Origin of the sequence: Spirosoma sp. SC4-14, assembly GCF_037201965.1 — a bacterium.
Lineage (GTDB): Bacteria > Bacteroidota > Bacteroidia > Cytophagales > Spirosomataceae > Spirosoma.
The window spans coordinates 7,218,686-7,235,994 of the sequence record NZ_CP147518.1 but is presented as its reverse complement, the minus strand read 5'-3'; the positions used below and the strand labels follow the sequence as shown (position 1 = coordinate 7,235,994).

13 protein-coding genes are annotated in these 17,309 nt (G+C 48.7%); 4 read left to right on the top strand and 9 right to left on the bottom strand.

All coding sequences use genetic code 11. From position 1 onward, the window contains the following. Positions 1–50: 50 nt before the first annotated feature. From WBJ53_RS29880 to WBJ53_RS29855, 6 genes are all read right to left on the bottom strand, one after another. Positions 51–632: a LemA family protein gene (locus WBJ53_RS29880; protein WP_338873181.1), complete on the bottom strand. Its 582-nt coding sequence runs from the start codon at positions 630–632 to the stop codon at positions 51–53. 74 nt (positions 633–706) lie between these two features. After that, positions 707–2,170, bottom strand: a complete 1,464-nt coding sequence (locus WBJ53_RS29875) for a DASH family cryptochrome (protein WP_338873179.1) — start codon at positions 2,168–2,170, stop codon at positions 707–709. A 142-nt stretch (positions 2,171–2,312) separates the two neighbouring features. Continuing rightward, positions 2,313–3,689 carry a DUF3748 domain-containing protein gene (locus WBJ53_RS29870; RefSeq protein ID WP_338873177.1) on the bottom strand — a complete coding sequence of 459 codons (1,377 nt, stop codon included), beginning with the start codon at positions 3,687–3,689 and terminating at the stop codon, positions 2,313–2,315. 100 nt (positions 3,690–3,789) lie between these two features. Continuing rightward, positions 3,790–4,437 (bottom strand): gluconate 2-dehydrogenase subunit 3 family protein, encoded by a 648-nt coding sequence (locus WBJ53_RS29865; RefSeq protein ID WP_338873175.1) that lies wholly within the window; start codon positions 4,435–4,437, stop codon positions 3,790–3,792. Then, on the bottom strand, positions 4,434–6,179 hold the full coding sequence (locus tag WBJ53_RS29860) for a GMC family oxidoreductase (RefSeq protein ID WP_338873173.1): 1,746 nt from the start codon (positions 6,177–6,179) through the stop codon (positions 4,434–4,436). Before WBJ53_RS29860 ends, WBJ53_RS29865 begins: the two co-directional genes overlap by 4 nt. A gap of 365 nt (positions 6,180–6,544) precedes the next feature. Next, a complete protein-coding gene (locus WBJ53_RS29855) occupies positions 6,545–7,342 on the bottom strand; it encodes a DUF547 domain-containing protein (RefSeq protein ID WP_338873171.1) in 798 nt (265 codons plus the stop codon). 89 nt (positions 7,343–7,431) lie between these two features. Here WBJ53_RS29855 and WBJ53_RS29850 point away from each other — a divergent pair, with 89 nt between their 5' ends. Then, the gene (locus tag WBJ53_RS29850; RefSeq protein WP_338873169.1) at positions 7,432–8,220 is read left to right on the top strand and encodes an SDR family oxidoreductase; all 789 of its coding nucleotides are present in this window, start codon (positions 7,432–7,434) and stop codon (positions 8,218–8,220) included. Between the two features lie 53 nt (positions 8,221–8,273). Here the strand turns inward: WBJ53_RS29850 and WBJ53_RS29845 are convergent, their stop codons facing one another. Both WBJ53_RS29845 and WBJ53_RS29840 read right to left on the bottom strand, forming a co-directional pair. Beyond that, entirely contained in the window at positions 8,274–8,933 is a 660-nt protein-coding gene (locus tag WBJ53_RS29845; RefSeq protein WP_338873167.1) for a response regulator transcription factor, read from the bottom strand. Positions 8,934–9,060: 127 nt separating this feature from the next. Continuing rightward, on the bottom strand, positions 9,061–9,870 hold the full coding sequence (locus WBJ53_RS29840) for a sensor histidine kinase (RefSeq protein ID WP_338873165.1): 810 nt from the start codon (positions 9,868–9,870) through the stop codon (positions 9,061–9,063). 479 nt (positions 9,871–10,349) lie between these two features. On the opposite strand from WBJ53_RS29840, the gene WBJ53_RS29835 reads away from it, so the two are divergent. From WBJ53_RS29835 to WBJ53_RS29825, 3 genes are read left to right on the top strand one after another with little or no spacing between them, the layout of a single operon-like run. After that, positions 10,350–10,721, top strand: a complete 372-nt coding sequence (locus WBJ53_RS29835; RefSeq protein WP_338873163.1) for a BlaI/MecI/CopY family transcriptional regulator — start codon at positions 10,350–10,352, stop codon at positions 10,719–10,721. Beyond that, positions 10,718–12,559, top strand: coding sequence for a TonB family protein (locus WBJ53_RS29830; protein WP_338873161.1), 1,842 nt, complete (start codon positions 10,718–10,720; stop codon positions 12,557–12,559). The genes WBJ53_RS29835 and WBJ53_RS29830 overlap by 4 nt, the downstream gene beginning before the upstream one ends. Next, positions 12,556–13,923: a M56 family metallopeptidase gene (locus WBJ53_RS29825; protein WP_338873159.1), complete on the top strand. Its 1,368-nt coding sequence runs from the start codon at positions 12,556–12,558 to the stop codon at positions 13,921–13,923. Before WBJ53_RS29830 ends, WBJ53_RS29825 begins: the two co-directional genes overlap by 4 nt. 67 nt (positions 13,924–13,990) lie before the next feature. Here the strand turns inward: WBJ53_RS29825 and WBJ53_RS29820 are convergent, their stop codons facing one another. Beyond that, positions 13,991–17,281, bottom strand: coding sequence for a M4 family metallopeptidase (locus tag WBJ53_RS29820; RefSeq protein ID WP_338873157.1), 3,291 nt, complete (start codon positions 17,279–17,281; stop codon positions 13,991–13,993). Positions 17,282–17,309 lie beyond the last annotated feature (28 nt).

The following is a 17,309-nucleotide window of genomic DNA, read 5'->3' as shown; positions in this document are numbered from 1 at the left end:
AGGGGTATGGTGTGTGAAACGATACGCTCCACACACCATACCCCTGCTAATTAAAACTGAACCGTTGGGGCACTTTGGGCCGCTTGTGAAGCCTCAAAGAATCCTTTTACCGGAAAGCCAAAGATACCGGCAAAGATGTTGTTTGGAAATGACCGTACCGACTGATTGTAAACCTTTACGGCTCCATTAAAATCATTCCGGGCAACGGAGATCCGGTTTTCCGTACCTTCCAGTTGTGCCTGTAGTTCCGAAAAATTCTGATTGGCTTTCAGGTTTGGGTAATTTTCGGCAACTGCCAGCAGCCGCGATAGCGAGCCACTGAGCTGATCCTGAGCCGCCTGGAATTTCTTGATATTTTCGGGGGTGAGCTGATCGGCATTCAGGTTAATACCGGTAGCACTAGCCCTTGCCTGAATAACAGCCGTTAATGTACTCTTCTCAAAATTGGCGGCTCCCTGAACCGTTCGAACCAGGTTTGGAATCAGGTCGGCCCGACGCTGATATTGCGTTTGCACCTGTGCCCATTTTTCCTGTACGTTCGTATCGCTCTGAACAAGACCGTTGTAAGAGCTACACCCATACATGCCCAAAATAAGGGCAATAACCACTACAATAATTAATGTTCTTGACATGTCTGTTAAGATGGGAAAGTGTTACTGGCGCTAAAGTTCAACAAAGTTTATCGAATTGTAAACTTAAAACTAGGCTAACGGTTTTTTTCCTCTACCGTCCACTTGTTTGGATTGATGATTGGTAAAGGATACGTTTCGCCCAATAAAACGCCCGATCGGGCCTGATCGTCGGGCGAGAGAGTATAAACAGAATGAATAAATTCGGCAGGAACGTTTGCCAACTCGGGTAGCCAGTGCTTTACATACGCTCCCTGTTGGTCGTAGCGAATACCCTGACCATAAATATTAAAATACCGATGTTCGCGGGGATCGTTGCCGACCCCTGCCTGGTAGTTCCAGTTGCCCCAGTTTGTGCAGGGATCGTAGTCGATCAGTAAGCTTTCGAAGTATGAGGCTCCCCAGGTCCAGTTAAGACCCAGGTCGTTAATCAGAAAGCTACTGACATTTTGTCGTCCCCGATTCGACATAAAACCGGTTGCGTTTAGCTCGCGCATGTTGGCATCGATGAACGGAATACCGGTCTGGCCCTGAGTCCATTTTTTGAATAGATCGAGATCATTGAGCCAAATTTTGTTCAGGTTCAGGCGAATGCCGCTTGGTTTAAAAATTCTTGTTCCGTAGCGTAAGGCCACAAACCGGAAAAAGTCACGCCAGAGCAGCTCGAAAATCAGCCAATAGGTCGACTCATTCTGGACCCGCTCGGCTTCAAACCGTTTTATTTCCTGATAGATGAGTCGGGGCGATAAACAACCCATTGATAGCCAGGCCGAGAGTTTAGATGAATAATCTTCGCCAATTAAGCCGTTTCGGGTGTCTTTGTATGTTTTAATCAGTTCTTTTTCCCAGATGTAACGCTGAAGCCGTTTCAGACCAGCCGTTTCGCCACCTTCCAAGCGGATGGTGGCTCTTGGGTCGGGCTGGCTGGCAGCCTGAATCTGTTCGCTGGTAAAGCCAAGAGTTTCGAGTGTGGGTAATTCGCCCGCATCGATACCGCCCCCGAAAGGAACATGATCGGGCGTCGGTATGGGTGGGCGAACGCTGCTTTTGGCTTCTACTTCGGTGCGAAATTGGCTGAAACTATTCGGCAGACGCGAAACCCAGAAAGGCAAATCGCGGGGATAATACAGGGTTGAGTTCCAGAAGAGTTCCAGGTCAATATTGATCGGCTTCAGCCGTTTGCTTAAATCAGACTCCGTATTGGTTTCTTCCTGCGTAACCTCTTTGCTGGCATAAATGGCTTCGGCTTCACTATCTTCGGCCAGCTGGGCCAGTAGTTTGGCCGAATGCCCAACGCGAATAATCAGATCTGCACCTCTCGCCCGTAACGAATGGCGTAAATCGGCAACGGATTCGAGCAGAAATTTAGCCCGATAGATTCCGGTTTTGCGAAAATCGAGGGTTGGGAGCCCGTCAAACCAGCGGGGTTCAAAGACAAAAACAGGAAGTACTTCATCGCCCGCTTCCATCGCTCGGAAAAATCCATCATTATCGTGTAGGCGCAGGTCGTTACGGAACCAATACAGAATACGTTTAGGCATACCGGCAATATAGCAGGGTTATTTTACAGGAAAAGGCTTATTGTAAGCAATAACAATACTGGAAAAATACAGTTCCGACTGGCTCTGTAAACTGCCTATGGCCTAGTCCGGTAGTGCCTATTAGCTTCTTTGGTTGACATGATTAAAAGCCCGTGACCTGAAATAACTGCACATATCGTCCGGCAGCAGTTGATACATAGCGATTGTAAACAATTTTGTCTCCTTTGTTCGACCACACTACGGCATTTATGGGCCGCTGCTCAGCCGTTGAGCGGGGGGTAAGACGGCGGAAGTGCTTTGTCGCCAAATTGCTCACGAAAATGCTATTATCGGCCGTATAGGCAACCTGTTTCCCATCGGGGCTGAAGTTGAATGGAGTTTGGATCGAGAACGGTTGGTAGGTTAGTTGCTGAATTGGGCCACCATTGGGCGAAACCCCAAAAAGCTGGATCAGTCCAGAAGCATCTCTTGCCAGGAAACCAATGAGAGATCCGTCGGGCAGGCTACGTAGCCAGTGCCGGGGGCCTTCAATTCCATGTCTGGTGAAGGTTATCCGACGTTGCGTAATGCCCGCGGGTGGATTGGGGCGGGTCGTTGCGGTGCCTTCCAGGGGTAGGCCCGGTTTCGCCTGAGTCAGGTTTTCGGGTAAATCAGCGACGAATACTTCCGTAATGGGTTGGTTTTCCTGATTGCGAATATTACCCTGAAACGCTATGGCTCGATTTTGTCTGCTACCATCCGCTTTCTGGTATCCGTTATGACCAATCCAGGTTTCATCAAAAGCTTTCTCAATTTCGTCGCTACCTACCGTTGGGTGCTCGGTTACCTGGGCGATAACGGTAGCAAACCACTCTCCATCGAAACAGTCGGCATCGTTTGGGTCGTGAACCTTTACGGAGTGAATCGGGCTTAAAACCCCCACTGTTCGAAGGTCTTTTACGGTTGTGTTGGTTTGAGAAAGCCGCTCTATGACTTCATCATTATACGTAAAACTGATTCGCTGCCCGTCTGAACTCCACTGATGCGCATGGGTTCCTCCGCGTAAAGCACCCGGAACAAAAGGGGGAGTAGGGCATCGGGCATCCAGAAAATGGGGCTTTTGGGGCTCGCTGACTGCTACCAGCACACCCGTTCGCCGGGTTAGGGCATATGGGTTGCGGGCATCGGCATTTCGCAACCCATGTAGGAACAATACCTTAGGCTCCGTGGGCGAAAAGGTAACCGCGCCAGCCCCTGGGCCGTAGTCAGTCTGGTTAGTGGTATGGTAAAGCAGGTAGGTTTTGCCCTTGCTAACATCGAACAACTCAATGGAACTGTTTTTACCTAAACCCGTATCGTCGTTGCGGGTATCATAGACAATCCAGCGATCGTCGGGCGAAAAAACCTGAATATGATTAAGTGTATGACCTTTCGCTTCGAAAGTTAGTTGGGTTTCAATTGGCATTGTTTGTGGTGTGCCAGCCAGCAAAAGCCCTAAAAAAGCCAGCCAGCCAAGTGTCAGGGTTTCAGGAGGATACATGCAATAAATTTCGATAGGGCTTTTGCACAAAGCGGTGCCAACATTTTTTTAGAACCTATTGAGTAACGGTAGCACCGCTTTGTGCGAATATTTTTAGGCATCAACTCATATCGGCATAGTGTACGTCTGAGTCAAAGCTTAGACCAAACTGGTCCAGCACGTCCTGCGGAGGCCCAGCCCACTGGTGAGGGGTATTGCCCATATAGCCAATATCGGCGATACCGGCCTTGCTGGTGAAATACCCGGCGGCTGTCAGGTTACGCAGGCGCGAAAAGAACGCTACCCCCGGCGAAAATTCAGGTTTGGCTTTGGCTGGATAAGCAATGTCGTCGACTACGGCAATACGCTGGGACGCCGTACAGTCGGTAAAGGGTTTCTCAAAGCGGTGACGACATTCGTGATCCAGCCAGTTCAGCCCTCCTCGGATTGGAGTCTGCATATCGGGCTGATCTTTTGCCATAAACTCAATAAACTGAGGTACGCTTACCTGTGACGCACTGGGTGAATGGGCATCGGCCGGCAGAATAATATCGCATAGCAACGTAATGGTAGCCAGCTCATGGGGCGTCAGAAATTTAGCCGTTTGCAAGGCATTGTCTCTACGCTGTTCCTCGGGCGATCTTCCATTCTTGAACTCAGTTATAGCTGGCTTGGGTAGAGGGCCTGTTGGTGGAGCCTCTGGAGGAGCTGCGGTCGCTAAGCCCAGTGTAGTAAGTGGAATCGATTTTAGGATGTCCCGGCGGTTCATAAGGCTTTCTTTTTGATTTGATCGATGATATAGTCTGACGTACGCATGGATGAGGCCAGAATGGTCCAGGTCAGGTTTTTATCGCCCTGCGATGGGAAAGCAGCCGCATCGACGACAAACAGATTTTTTACCTCATGCGCTTGCTGAAAGGCGTTGAGAGCAGAGGTTTTAGAATCGTTCCCCATCCGAATGGTTCCTGCTTCGTGAATGATCCGGCCGGGCGCTTCCAGACCGTAGTTTCGGTCGGCACCCGGAGCCGGACTAACCCGCTGCCCGCCCATTGCATGAATAATTTCATCGAAGGTCTGCTGCATATGACGAGCCTGCTTGATCTCATAATCCGACCATTTGTAATGAAATCGCAATGTTGGAATACCATATTGATCAACTTTGTTTGGGTCGATTTCGCAATAGTTACTTTCCTGAGGTATGGGTTCTCCACGGCCTGCCATCGACACAAAAGCGCCGTAGTACCGACGATAATCATCCTTTAAACCAGCTCCATACCCACCGGCTTCTTTCTGTTTTCCGCTGGTATCGGCAATACGACCATTATAGGCTTCAATACCGCTCATGAAACCAGCATCGGGCATGCGCATGCCTCCGCCATATTCAATATGGTACCCACGCGGGAAATCCAGCTTTTTGTTGTCGAGCCACCAGGGAGTATAAATATGACAACTCTGAGCACCGTCTTCGTTATAGCGTTTGCGGTTCATCAGGGCCGGTACGAAGCCCGACATAGAAGATCCGGTTGAATCGTTCAGGTACTTTCCGACCACGCCTGAGCCATTGGCCAAACCTTGCTGAAACCGCGACGACTTCGAGTTTAGCAACAGCCGGGCCGACTGGCAGGTACTGGCCGCCAGTAACACAATCTTACCCTTAACGGTTCGTTCCTGTAAACTGACCTTGTCGACATAAGAGACGCCGGTACACAGGCCACTCTGCGGATCGGTCAATACCTCGCGGGCCATCGCATTATTGATAAGTGTGAGTTTACCGGTCTTCAACGCCGGGATCACTAGTGCCGACGACGATGAAAAATCGGCGTAAGCCGAGCAGGCCCGACCGCATTGGGCGCAATAAAAACAGGTTCCCCGTTCCTGATTGATGGGTTTGGTTAATACTGCCAATCGGGAAGGAAATACCGGGACGCCAATGCTGCGAGCTGCTTTGGTGATCAGCATTTCGTGCAGACGCGGTTTTGGGGGCGGCAGAAAAAAACCATCAGGCTCATTAGGCAAGCCAACATTGGTGCCAAACACACCAATGAGCTTATCGACCCGGTCGTAGTAGGGTTTCATATCGTCGTAGCCAATGGGCCAGTCGACACCAATCCCGGAAAGGCTATAGCGACGGAAATCATCGGGGCCAAATCGCAACGAAATGCGTCCCCAGTGATTAGTTCGGCCACCAAGCATCTGTGAGCGAAACCAGTGGAATTCGGTGCCTGCCTGCGCCGAATAGGGCTCTCCGTCAATTTGCCATCCTCCCCATGCTGCATCGAAATCGCCGAAGGCCCGAACGGTATTGGCTCCTCGTCGGGGTGATTCGTAAGGCCATTTGAGCTGGGTAATATACTTGGGATCAGCGGGATCAAAATAGCCTCCGGCCTCCAGCAGGCAGACATTGGCACCGGCTTGGGTGAGCTGATAGGCCGCCATGCCTCCGCCCGCTCCGGAGCCAATGATGATTACATCATACATGGCTAACTCTTTGCCATTCAGGTTACAAGACATAAACTCTTATGGATTTTAATTGGGAAAGCCCCAAGTGTATACGATAATACTCAATTTGTTGCCTGGCGATGCCGATCCTCGTCGGGTACTATGCCCGAAAACCATAAAAAAGAAATAGCCGCCCAGAACATTTTTTGTGAAAAGTCGGGACGGCTGTTGATATTCAGGGTTCTGTTCGACCATGAAAGTTTGAGGATCTAGGACTAATTCATCAGTTTATAGTATACTACTGATATAAGGCCCAATAGTACCTTCCTCTTTCCAAAAAAATAAACAGTTCAGGGGGCGGCCTGTCTGGTCGAATACGTTTCGTTTGATAGTCTGCTGGTCAGATTTGGCTAATCTGTAACTGGTGCTGTTGCCCTTTATTGCTCATTGAGTGCCCAGTTATAATCCAGAAAAGAGATTTGTGTGTCTTTGTTAATTTTGGTTTTTGAGTATTGATTCACCCAATATTCCACCGATTTATTATGCTCTTTCCAATCGCTCTTATACCAATCAAAATATTTCGAGAGGCTGGCTTTTTGCGGAGTGATAGCATTTTTGGCCGGATTATTCAGGAAATCGGTTCCCTGATCGTCGAGTTGAGCAATTAGCTTGCTGCCTTCATATGCTTCGTTGCGCAGACGCGGGCACGACCGGGCTGCACATACGAGTGCAAAGTGAATGCGGGGTTCGTCGAATTTTTTACGCAGTGTTCCATGCTCAATATTGTCGAGACTCATTTCTTCGCCACCAATCTTGAAAAACTTACTGGCCCAGGGAGTGGTTACAAATGGAATCTGAATTTTGGAGCCAATGTCTTTTATGCTGGCTACCGGATAGTGTTTCAGAATCAATTGAATGGTAAAGGCATTGTAGGCATTGATCCAGTACGCCATCTGATCGTTTTTGCTCCATTTATCGGTTGGTGGGTTGCTACTGACCATATCGAGGTACTTTTTCAATTCTTTCTCATCAGCCTTGAACGCTTTATAATTGACCAGTCCTTTATCGTTGACGTATTTTTTCAGCAGCCGCTCGAAAAGGCTATGGTCAATTGGTGCTGTAGTGAGCGGTACTAGATCGGTTACTTCGGGGCGGGGCAGGGTAAATGCCGAAAGAGCTATTAACAAAAAGCTCGTTGTGCTTATCACCATTCCTTTTATAGCGGCGTATTTCATGATTTTTCGTTTGTTTACCAATACATACGCAAGTAATATCGAAAAGTTTTAAGCTCATGTCGGATTACCGACATAATCACACAAACCAGATGAATCTCGATTTAACCGAAAAAACTGCGCTTGTAGGTGGTAGCACACAAGGGATTGGCCGGGCCTCGGCTGTTGAACTGGCATTGCTGGGAGCAAACGTTGTGCTGATTGCCCGAAATGAAGAGGCTCTCAAAGCTACCGTTGCAGAACTGGATACCTCAAAAGGACAAACGCACCGCTATCTGGTTGCCGATTTTAGCCAGCCGGGTGCCGTGTCGACAGCCATTGCGGGCTACCTGGCAGAATACCCTGATCTGCATATACTGGTCAATAACACGGGCGGCCCTGCTGGGGGGGCGCTGATCGATGCGAAGCCAGAAGAGTTTGTTCAGACCTTTCACAATCATTTATTGAACAATCAGGCATTAGTGCAGGCAGTTGTACCCGCCATGAAACGCGCAGGCTATGGCCGGATTGTAAATATTATTTCGACTTCGGTTAAACAGCCAATTGTTGGGTTGGGCGTTTCCAACACCATTCGGGGCGCGGTGGCACAGTGGGCCAAAACGCTATCGCTGGAGATTGCCCGTTTTGGCATTACAGTCAATAATGTACTGCCCGGCTATACGCGCACGGCCCGGCTGGAGTCGGTGCTGGGAATGCGTTCGAAAGCATCCGGGAAAACCGAAGAAGAGGTTTCGGCTCAGATGGAAAGCGAAATTCCGACAGGGCGTTTTGCTACGGCTGAGGAAGTAGCGGCTGCTGTTGCGTTTTTGTGTACACCCGCTGCGGCATCCATCAATGGAATCAATGTGCCAGTAGATGGCGGAAAAACGGGGAGTCTTTGAGTGATGCAGGCTGAGCGGTTACCCATACTTATAGCTAATTGCTCAGCCTGTAGTTAAACGAGGCTATTCTTAAAGGCATAGGCTACCATGCCCGCGGTATTTTTGGTGCCAGTTTTTTCGAGAATGCGTAGCCGATGACCTTCAACGGTTCGGGGACTGAGAAATATTTTTTCGCTAATCTCGTTGGTCGATAACCCTTCGCAAATGAGCCGTAAAACTTCTTTTTCGCGTTCGGAGAGCAGAATCTTACTGTTGTAGAACGCGTTGACTGGTTTAGCGACGGTGGTTTTGTTGGTCATTTTGCGGAGCATTGCTTTCGAAACAAACTCGTTCAGATAAACGCCTTCGTCCATTACTTTTCGGATCGCTTTCTCAACTTCGCCCGCTTCTGCATCTTTCAGCAGGTAGCCACTAACGCCCTTTTCGAGCAAGTGTAATACCATACGGTCTTCGTCGTGCATGGTAAGGACAACAATCTTAATTAGCGGATAGTGTTCGCGTAAAAAATCGGCAGTAGCTGTACCGTCCATTACTGGCATTTGCAGATCCAGTAGGACAACATCGGGCGTTTTGCGAGAAATTCTTTCGATAAGCTCCTGCCCATTACCTGCTTCAAGAATCAGCTCAAAATCGTGTATCTGCCCTAAAATAGTGGACATTCCGACCCGAAACAACGTATGGTCATCGCAGAGTGCCAGTTTGATTTTACGCATGAGAGTGGGAGGTAAGGTTCTGTTCAGTGATTTGTTGATCTGTTGGTCGGGTTATTGGCCCATTAGGCAAACAAACCGAATAGTAAAATAGTACGCAAACAAACAAACAACTCAACAGACAAGCAAATCAACTTAATAAAGTAGCGGGTTGCGGATTCTGTAGACGTATTTGTATGTGAATTTGGGAGCCTCGTCCGGGGGCTACATCAAACGTGGCGTGTCCGTTAACAACACTGAGCCGACTTTCAATATTTCGTAGTCCCAGGCCACCGCGCTCGTTTTCCGTAACGGCGTCGAAATCGAAGCCCACCCCATCATCCAATACCGACAAACGAACATTGTCGGTATGGCAGGCTATCTGAATTGTGATATGATGAGCCCGTGCGTGGCGAATTGCATTATTGACCAGTTCCTGCGCAATCCGGTATAGCATCAGATTGATTGAAGAGGGTAACTGGCTCATGCTTTCCGGGCAATCTAGCTGCACGTCCAGTTCGCCATCATTTGCCCGGTCGGCGAGTTCTTCGAGGGCGGCCAGTAAACCAAAACGTTCGAGGGTGGTTGGTACCAGATCGCGGCTGATGCGCCGAACGTTAGTCATGGTCTCGTCGATCATGGTGCGTGTCTTCTGAATCTGAAGGCTGGCCCGGATGTTGTCCTCATCTAATTGTCTTTCCAGTTGATTGAGGCTCATCTTGGTTACCGAAAGCATGGTGCCAATGCCGTCGTGAAGATCTTCGGCCAGACGTCGGCGTTCTTCTTCCTGCCCGCGAAACGTAGCCGTCATCAGTTCACGCCGATGACGCTCCTGCAATTCGCTCAGAGCCAGTTGTTGTCTGGCCTGTTTTTGCTGATAATAGGCCACAAAGAGGATGATGAACAGAGCCATCACCAACAGTACGGCCGTACCAACAGCTATAACAAAGCCAGAGTCCATTTGTATTCGGTCTGTCTATAAAGTGTAGTCAAATAAAGTAAAGTTGGCTAATCACCTCTTCAATCCCAACCTTTCTGGAGACGATTGAGTAAGTGGTTACGGCAAAAGTCTATATAGAACGAATTTGGCCTGTGCGATATTGGTGAATAAGTCAGCCCGATAGCGACGTTTTTCCTGGTCACTGATCAGGCGTGGAACGTGAGGATCAGGCTACTTTGAAAAATTCATTTATAGGCGTCTGTAAAGCAAATTTTAGTGTTTAGCTTATTTTTTACAACTAATAACTAATTAATTAGTTGTAAAACTAAAGTATTAGTCATACGTTTGTGCAGGGCTCGCTTACAAAAGGCCGAAGTCGGACTGGTCGATGCCACATGACAGAATAGCAAAAAGGCTGGAGTTTTCTTTTTGCCATAAAAAACCACCGCTACGCGGTTATATCCTTTATCAAAAAGCCCTATGGGCAATTAAACAGACAAATGCAGCTACGTGAACTGACAAAAGCCGAAGAAGAAATTATGCGGGTCTTATGGAAGCTTCAGAAAGGCTTTGTAAAAGATGTTCTGGCAGAGCTGCCGGAGCCGAAACCAGCCTACAATACTGTTTCGACGATTATTCGGATTCTGGAGAAAAAAGAACTGGTAGGCTATACAGCCTACGGCAAAACGCACGAATACTATCCACTCATTTCGGAAGAACAGTATCGGCGTTTTCAGACCGAACAACTAATGGTGAATTATTTCGATAATTCGCTTAAAAAGCTGGTGTCGTTTTTCGTGCAGGATAAAAACATTAGCCTCTCCGAAGCCAACGACATCATAAAGCTCCTAAACCAGAAGAAAGACCAATGAATGCACTCGACTATTTTCTGAAAGCGAATCTGTATGGACTTTTGTTTGCGAGCTGCTACTGGCTGTTACTGCGCAAACATACGTTTCTGACGCTTAACCGGAGCTATTTACTAGCGTCGGTTCTTCTAACCTTGCTTTTGCCGTTAATGAGCTTGCCCACACAAACGGTCGATACGTTGTCGATGCCGGTTGGCATTATAGCATTACCGACTACTACAGTTGTTGCGTCGGCCGAAACCGAAGTCGACTGGGAACAACTAGCCGCGATCATTTATGCAACGATTGCCCTGGGTCTGTTCATTCGACTAATTGTTCAGATCAACCGTGTAGCACAATTGATTCGGCAATTGCCCTGGAAGCCATACGGCAATTATGTTTTGGTCGAAGCCTATGATGCCAAAACGCCCACATTTTCTTTTTTTAATTATATCGTTCTTAATCCTGCCGACACTAATAACAGCCTTGTGCTGAAACATGAGTTGGTTCATGTGAAGCAACGGCATAGCATCGACGTAATGGTGGTATCGGCACTAAAAGCGCTGTTCTGGGCGTGTCCGACTCTGTGGCTAATCGACCGTATGCTGCGTCAGGTACATGAGTTTATTGCTGATCTGGAAAGCAATCCTCCTTCGGGCTATGCCCAGTTTCTGGTTGACTATAGTTTAGGCGTTCAGCCGGTTTCCATTGCGAACGGTTTCTTTAAGCCATCGCTACTCCGGCAACGAATCCAGATGCTGCACAGAAGTGCAACCACACGTTGGGCATTAGGCAAATACACGCTGGTTTTACCACTAGCCTTACTGCTATTGGCCATGACCACTGATCAGCAGCAATTGGCAACGGTTGTTGACCGGGTGACGGGCGAAGCGATTACCGTTTCGGGGCAGGTAACCAATAAAATTGATAAAAGACCGCTGCCTGGAGCTACTGTGCTCATTGCCGGTACAGAGAAGGGAGCCTCAACGGATAGCCAGGGCCGTTTCATACTGAAAAATGTACCTAAAGACGCTGCGCTGGTTGTAAGCTTTGTGGGTTTCGCAACACAGGCCGTGGATGTAGAAGCGCGTTCGAAAATTAATATTGCTCTAGCCGTTGCCAGCCCTAATGAGTTGCCTAAAATGGGTGCGACGGCCATGTATAAACGTATTAAGCCCAATTTGGCTATGCCGGTTCGGGTGCCGCCATCGTCCGAAACTATTAATGGAACGGTGTATACGGCTGTTGAAGAACCGGCTGTTTTTCCGACGGGCGTACCGGGGCTGATGCAATACATAGCTCATGCGCTGCATTATCCGGCCACGGCCCGTACGGCTGGCGTTCAGGGTGTCGTATTTGTTGAGTTTATGGTGCTACCGACGGGCCGTGTTGGTTCGGCAACGGTGAAAAAAGGCATTGGCAGTGGCTGCGATGAGGAGGCATTGCGAGTAGTTCGGCAGATGCCCAAATGGATTCCGGCTAAACAGCAGGGCAGAAACGTATCGAGTCTCTACCAGCTACCTATTGAATTTGCTCTCGAAAAAAAAGCTAGAGAAACGGGCTCACTTCATAAGGGCGATACCCTGCCGAATGCTGATAACTACGGTGCTTTTATGAATTCGGTCCGAAGACCGGTGAGCACTGTAACAGTGATTAATGGAAGAGGCCCACTAGGTCCGCTAGGCGAAAAACCACTATATATCGTCGATGAGGTAGAAGTTACTGGCGAGGCAACGGATTCTATTAATCCGAATACCATTGAAAGCGTCGAAGTGTTAAAAGATGCGGCTGCAATCGCTCAGTATGGTGAGAAAGGAAAGTATGGAGTCATTATTATCAAAACAAAGCCTAAGACAAAATGATAACGCTACCGTATCTTCTCTCAGCCAGTCTTTATCTGTTGCTATTTTACGGCTGCTACCGGTTGCTGTTTCGGCGGAATACATTTTTCGGCCTGAACCGGGCTTATTTGCTCGGCTCGATAGTCGGCTCTATATTCCTTCCTTTGCTCGAACTCCCTCAGGTTGCTGAGCCTTTGCCTCTGGGCACGATTACATTGACTGATCTGTCAATTACGCCAGCCGTCAGTAAGACCAGTGGCCTAACGACTTCAGAATGGCTTTGGCTGATTTATGGCGTCGGTACTAGCCTGATGGTTATTCGGCTGGTAGTTATGGTCCGTTCGGTGCTTCGGCTTATTGGTAGCGGTTCTGCCGAAAAGCGGGCCGCTTTTACGCTGGTTCGTTTACCCGACGACTCGTCTCCCTCATTTTCGTTTGGGTCGTATCTGGTTCTAAACCGTACCGATGCTCAGGCTGGCCCGGACTCGTTATTGCGACACGAAGAAGCCCACATTCGTCAGCGACATACGGCCGATGTGCTTTTTGTAGAAATTGTGTTAGCGGCTTTCTGGTTCAACCCGGTCGTGTGGCTTTATAAACGGGCTTTGCAGGAAGTACACGAGTTCCTGGCCGACCGGGCGGTGCTACAAACTCCTCAGCCCGATTACCCGCAACAACTGGTCGCTTATGCGCTCAATATTCCATTAGCTACACTAATAACTCCCTTTGTTTCTAAATCAACCCTTAAACAACGAATCGTTATGTTACAAAAACCCGCATCCAAAAATTGGTCGCTCTTCAGCTATGCACTGGTGTTGCCGCTGGCTGCTTTATTAGTTATGTGTACGCAATCAGAACAGGATTTACCACAAAGCAGCGGATCGTCCCGTAAGTCGGTAAAGGTCGAGGGAGCAGTGTTGACACTGGTTGAAAATAGTCCTCAATTCCCCGGCGGTATGGCGAAGTTGGGTGAATACCTCGGTGAAAATCTCAAATATCCCGAAGCAGCTCAGAAAGCCAAGGTAGAAGGCAAAGTGTTCGTTAGTTTTATTGTTACGAAAACGGGTGAAATTGCCGATATACAGATTCTGAAAGGTATTGGTTATGGAGCCGATGCCGAAGCCGTTCGGGTAGTGAAAAATATGCCAAACTGGACACCCGCTACGCAGGACGGTAAGGCTGTAAATGTAAAGTTTAACCTGCCCATCAATTTTCAACTGACAGAAAAGGCCGATAAGAGCGATGCTTTCCTAAAAGATATAAAGCACGTTTATATCAATGGTAAGGAAGTTGATCGACAAAAGATAAAAACACTTTCGCCAGATGCCATTGCAAGTATGAATGTCAATAAAGCAAAAGGCGTTATTGACATCACAACAAAGTAAAAGCCATTGGTCAGTAGTCATTGGGATGTTTGTTTTATTTTCCAATGGCTACTGACCAATGACCAATTTACTCCTTCACAATCTTCCGATTAGCTGTTCCGTTAGCCGTTTCTACCTGGAGCAGATAAAGCCCTTTAGGCAACTGACTAACATCGAGCGTTAGTGTTTTCTGATGGGCTTTGATGCCGGGTCGCACAACGGTTGCTCCGGTGAGGGCTTTCAGCGAAACAGCATCGAGCGTTTCACTAGCTGGCAATTCGACGGTCAGCGTTGAGTTGACCGGATTCGGGTAAACCGACAACGCATCGGCCCAGGTTGGTTCGGTACCCGTTACGGCCAGAATGCTAAACGTTCGGTCGACAGGTGTTGCGGCTGCATACTGGCTATTGCCATCCTGATAGGCCCGCACCGTAACGGCTCCAATGCCTGTAAATTTCAGCGTACTTCCACTAAGCGTTGCGGGGCCGCTACGTACCGAAAAATTAACCGCCAGATTAGATGATGCTGTGGCTTTCAGCGTCAGATCGCCCTGGTTCAGATAGCGGTCAGCAATAATATCGAACGTGATCGTCTGGGATGTCCTGGTTGGCAAATCGCGCGTTCCCTGCGTATACCATACCGGCCATTTGGCACTGGTATATAAGACCGTTGCATTGCCCGATGGGGTTACCTTATCGCTGGTCAGGTTAATACCAGCCACGTCTTCCCGGCCATTGGTTTCAGTGCTAAATACCATTGAATTATCCAGGCGCGAATAGCTTGGGAAACCCAGTGTATTATTTTTATAGACGTCTTTTAGGTTTCCTGTGCTTAGATCGGCAGCCAGTACATAGTAGCTATCGTCGTTTTCGTTGAAGTAGTCGAATGCAATGATGTCAGGTGAGTTTTTAGAGAACGATGGGTTTCCAACGCTTTCGCCATCTTCCAGATCCGAAAAAAGTTTCTGGATGGTGCCGTCGGAAAAATCGCTGGTTTGACTGTTCCAGACATTGATGAAGCCCACATCCCAGTAGTTTATGATTTCTCCATTACTGTTTGCTAACTCATTATACGCATCATAGACGATGTTTTCGCCCGTAAAATCCCACTCAAATGAGTCGGCATATTTTACGTCGCCAGTGGCTACCCCCTGCGAATAGGTTGGGTTGTAAAGCTTAAACTCTGCCCATTTTTTCTTGCTATAACTGTATACATAAATAGAGCCATCCTGATCGGCGGTGAGCGCGGCTAGTTTAGAGCCATCTTTTGAAATGGCTACATTGTCCCAGATGGTTTCGTCGGATATGATTGTTTCGTTAGGTGTGCCGGTCAGATTAACCGCCCGAATTCGTTTATCGGTCGTAACGTAATAGGCATACTTGCCATCGTCGGTAACACTCGGTCGGTGCACTAGCCCCAGCGATGTTTTAAGGTCGAACTGAGCCGGTTTTATGGCCGTATTAGTTGAGTATAGTTTTGCATCGCTGACATCAGACAGCAACAGCAAATCCTGGCCAGTAGCCACCGGCACATCGGGTTGCTTGCCCGGATCGGGCGATGTCTGGCCATTTTCGACAATACCAACGGCATCGAATGCATTTTTAGCGGCCGTTACTTCAGCACCACTAGCGCCATAAAGGTCGCCAGCAGCTTTAATGACTGCTAGCCGTAAATCGAGAAATTGAGATGTCCGGACCAGATAGGTTGTCAGAGCCCGGTAATAAACTTTCTCGGCTTTGTCTTTCCCGATCGTTGTGGCAAATTTATAGAAGGCAAAATTGGGGATACCACTGTTTGTATGAACGCCACCATTGTCGTCGGTTGTGTTTTCATACTGCGACATTGTTGCTGGCTGATAACCGTTCGGATCTTTGACTTTTCCTCCCTGATTAGGATTCGACAGGTTCCGGACAGCGCCCGAAGGTAATATATTGGGCGTGGCAATGTCTTCGCCCATCATCCAGTCGTCGCGGTCGATCATGGTGCCAAACACATCGGCCATCGATTCGTTAATGGCTCCCGACTGGCTTTTGTACTGAAGATTCGCCGTGTTCTCAATTACGCCGTGTGTCATTTCATGCCCGGCTACATCCAGAGCGCCAGCCAGTGGTTTCAGAAGCTTTCCGTTCCCGTAGGCCATTACTTTACCGTTCCAGTAGGCATTGTCGAGGGCTGTGCCATCATCGTCTTTTACATTGATCAACGAGATCATGGTAGCTCCGTTGCCATTCAGGGCATTCCGGTTAAAGGTGTTGCGGTAGTAGTCGTAGGCAACACCAGCATTGTAATGCGCTGAAACTGCCGTGGGCGACCAGTCGGTATTGTTGCTCGATGTGATCTGATAGATCTTCTGATTATCGCCAAAAGTATTACGGGCATCGATGGTCCAGAGCGCACCGGCCGGGCTGCTCGGCATCTTGGACGTCGATGCATTGAACATCGGCCGCGATGCGTCGATCATGTAGTAACCACTACCGTCCTGATAGGTTTGAAATGAGCGATTTTGACCATTCAAATCGCGACCCGACGCTTTGATGGGGCCAAGAAACGTGCATGTCGTATTATATTTATCGAGTACATTGCCCGTCTGAGCATCAATAATATATTCCCAGCGTTCGAGTATATTAGGCCGAACCGTAAGTTGATAGGCCAGTTTCGCCCCCCCGGTTGATGTGAAAATACACAAATCACCTTCGGTGGGCTTCATGTTGAGGATATTATCGCCGAAGGTCCGTACCTTTACCTGGCTGCGAACATCTTTTAAGGCCCGGTCCGAAGCTTCAGCAAGGGCTAGTTTAGGCGTTGTGGATAACCCGTCGGGAATGGGCTGATACCGGCCGTTCAATACTGTCACTTCGCCATTGGTGAGATGGGCCACAAGTTCGGAACCGAGCACCGGAACTCCAGCATAGGTTTGCGACATACGAACGTGCATTTGTCCCAGATCGTCGGTATCAGTACGCGAAACGGTGAAGGTAGCTTCCGGATTAGTGACTTTCAGGAGTCCTTTCACCTGTCCTAAAAACTGAAATGTTGCCGAAGTGGCTGCAGCCGCCGATAGGCGTGCGCCACTGTTTTTTTGCGAAGTTGTAGAAAGAGAGGCCGCCTTTCGTTCAATAAAAACGGGTAGTCCGGTTTTTTCGTCGTGGATAACCCGTAGGCGAATAGGCTGGATGCGCAGTTGCGAACCGCTGGTAGCCTGGAATGATTGACGAGCCGTTTGGTTTTTGGGAACCGGTACAACTACTGCATTTAACCGGGCCGCTAACCCCTTGCTGGCCGACGAGGTTTTTGCTTTTGGGGCAAAGCCTCCGGTAGGCTGTTGAGCCGCTGCTACTGTAGCCGTCAGAAGTGCTAAAACCAGTACATGTTGTTTCATAACTAATTATGCGTTGCTGTTTCTGTTC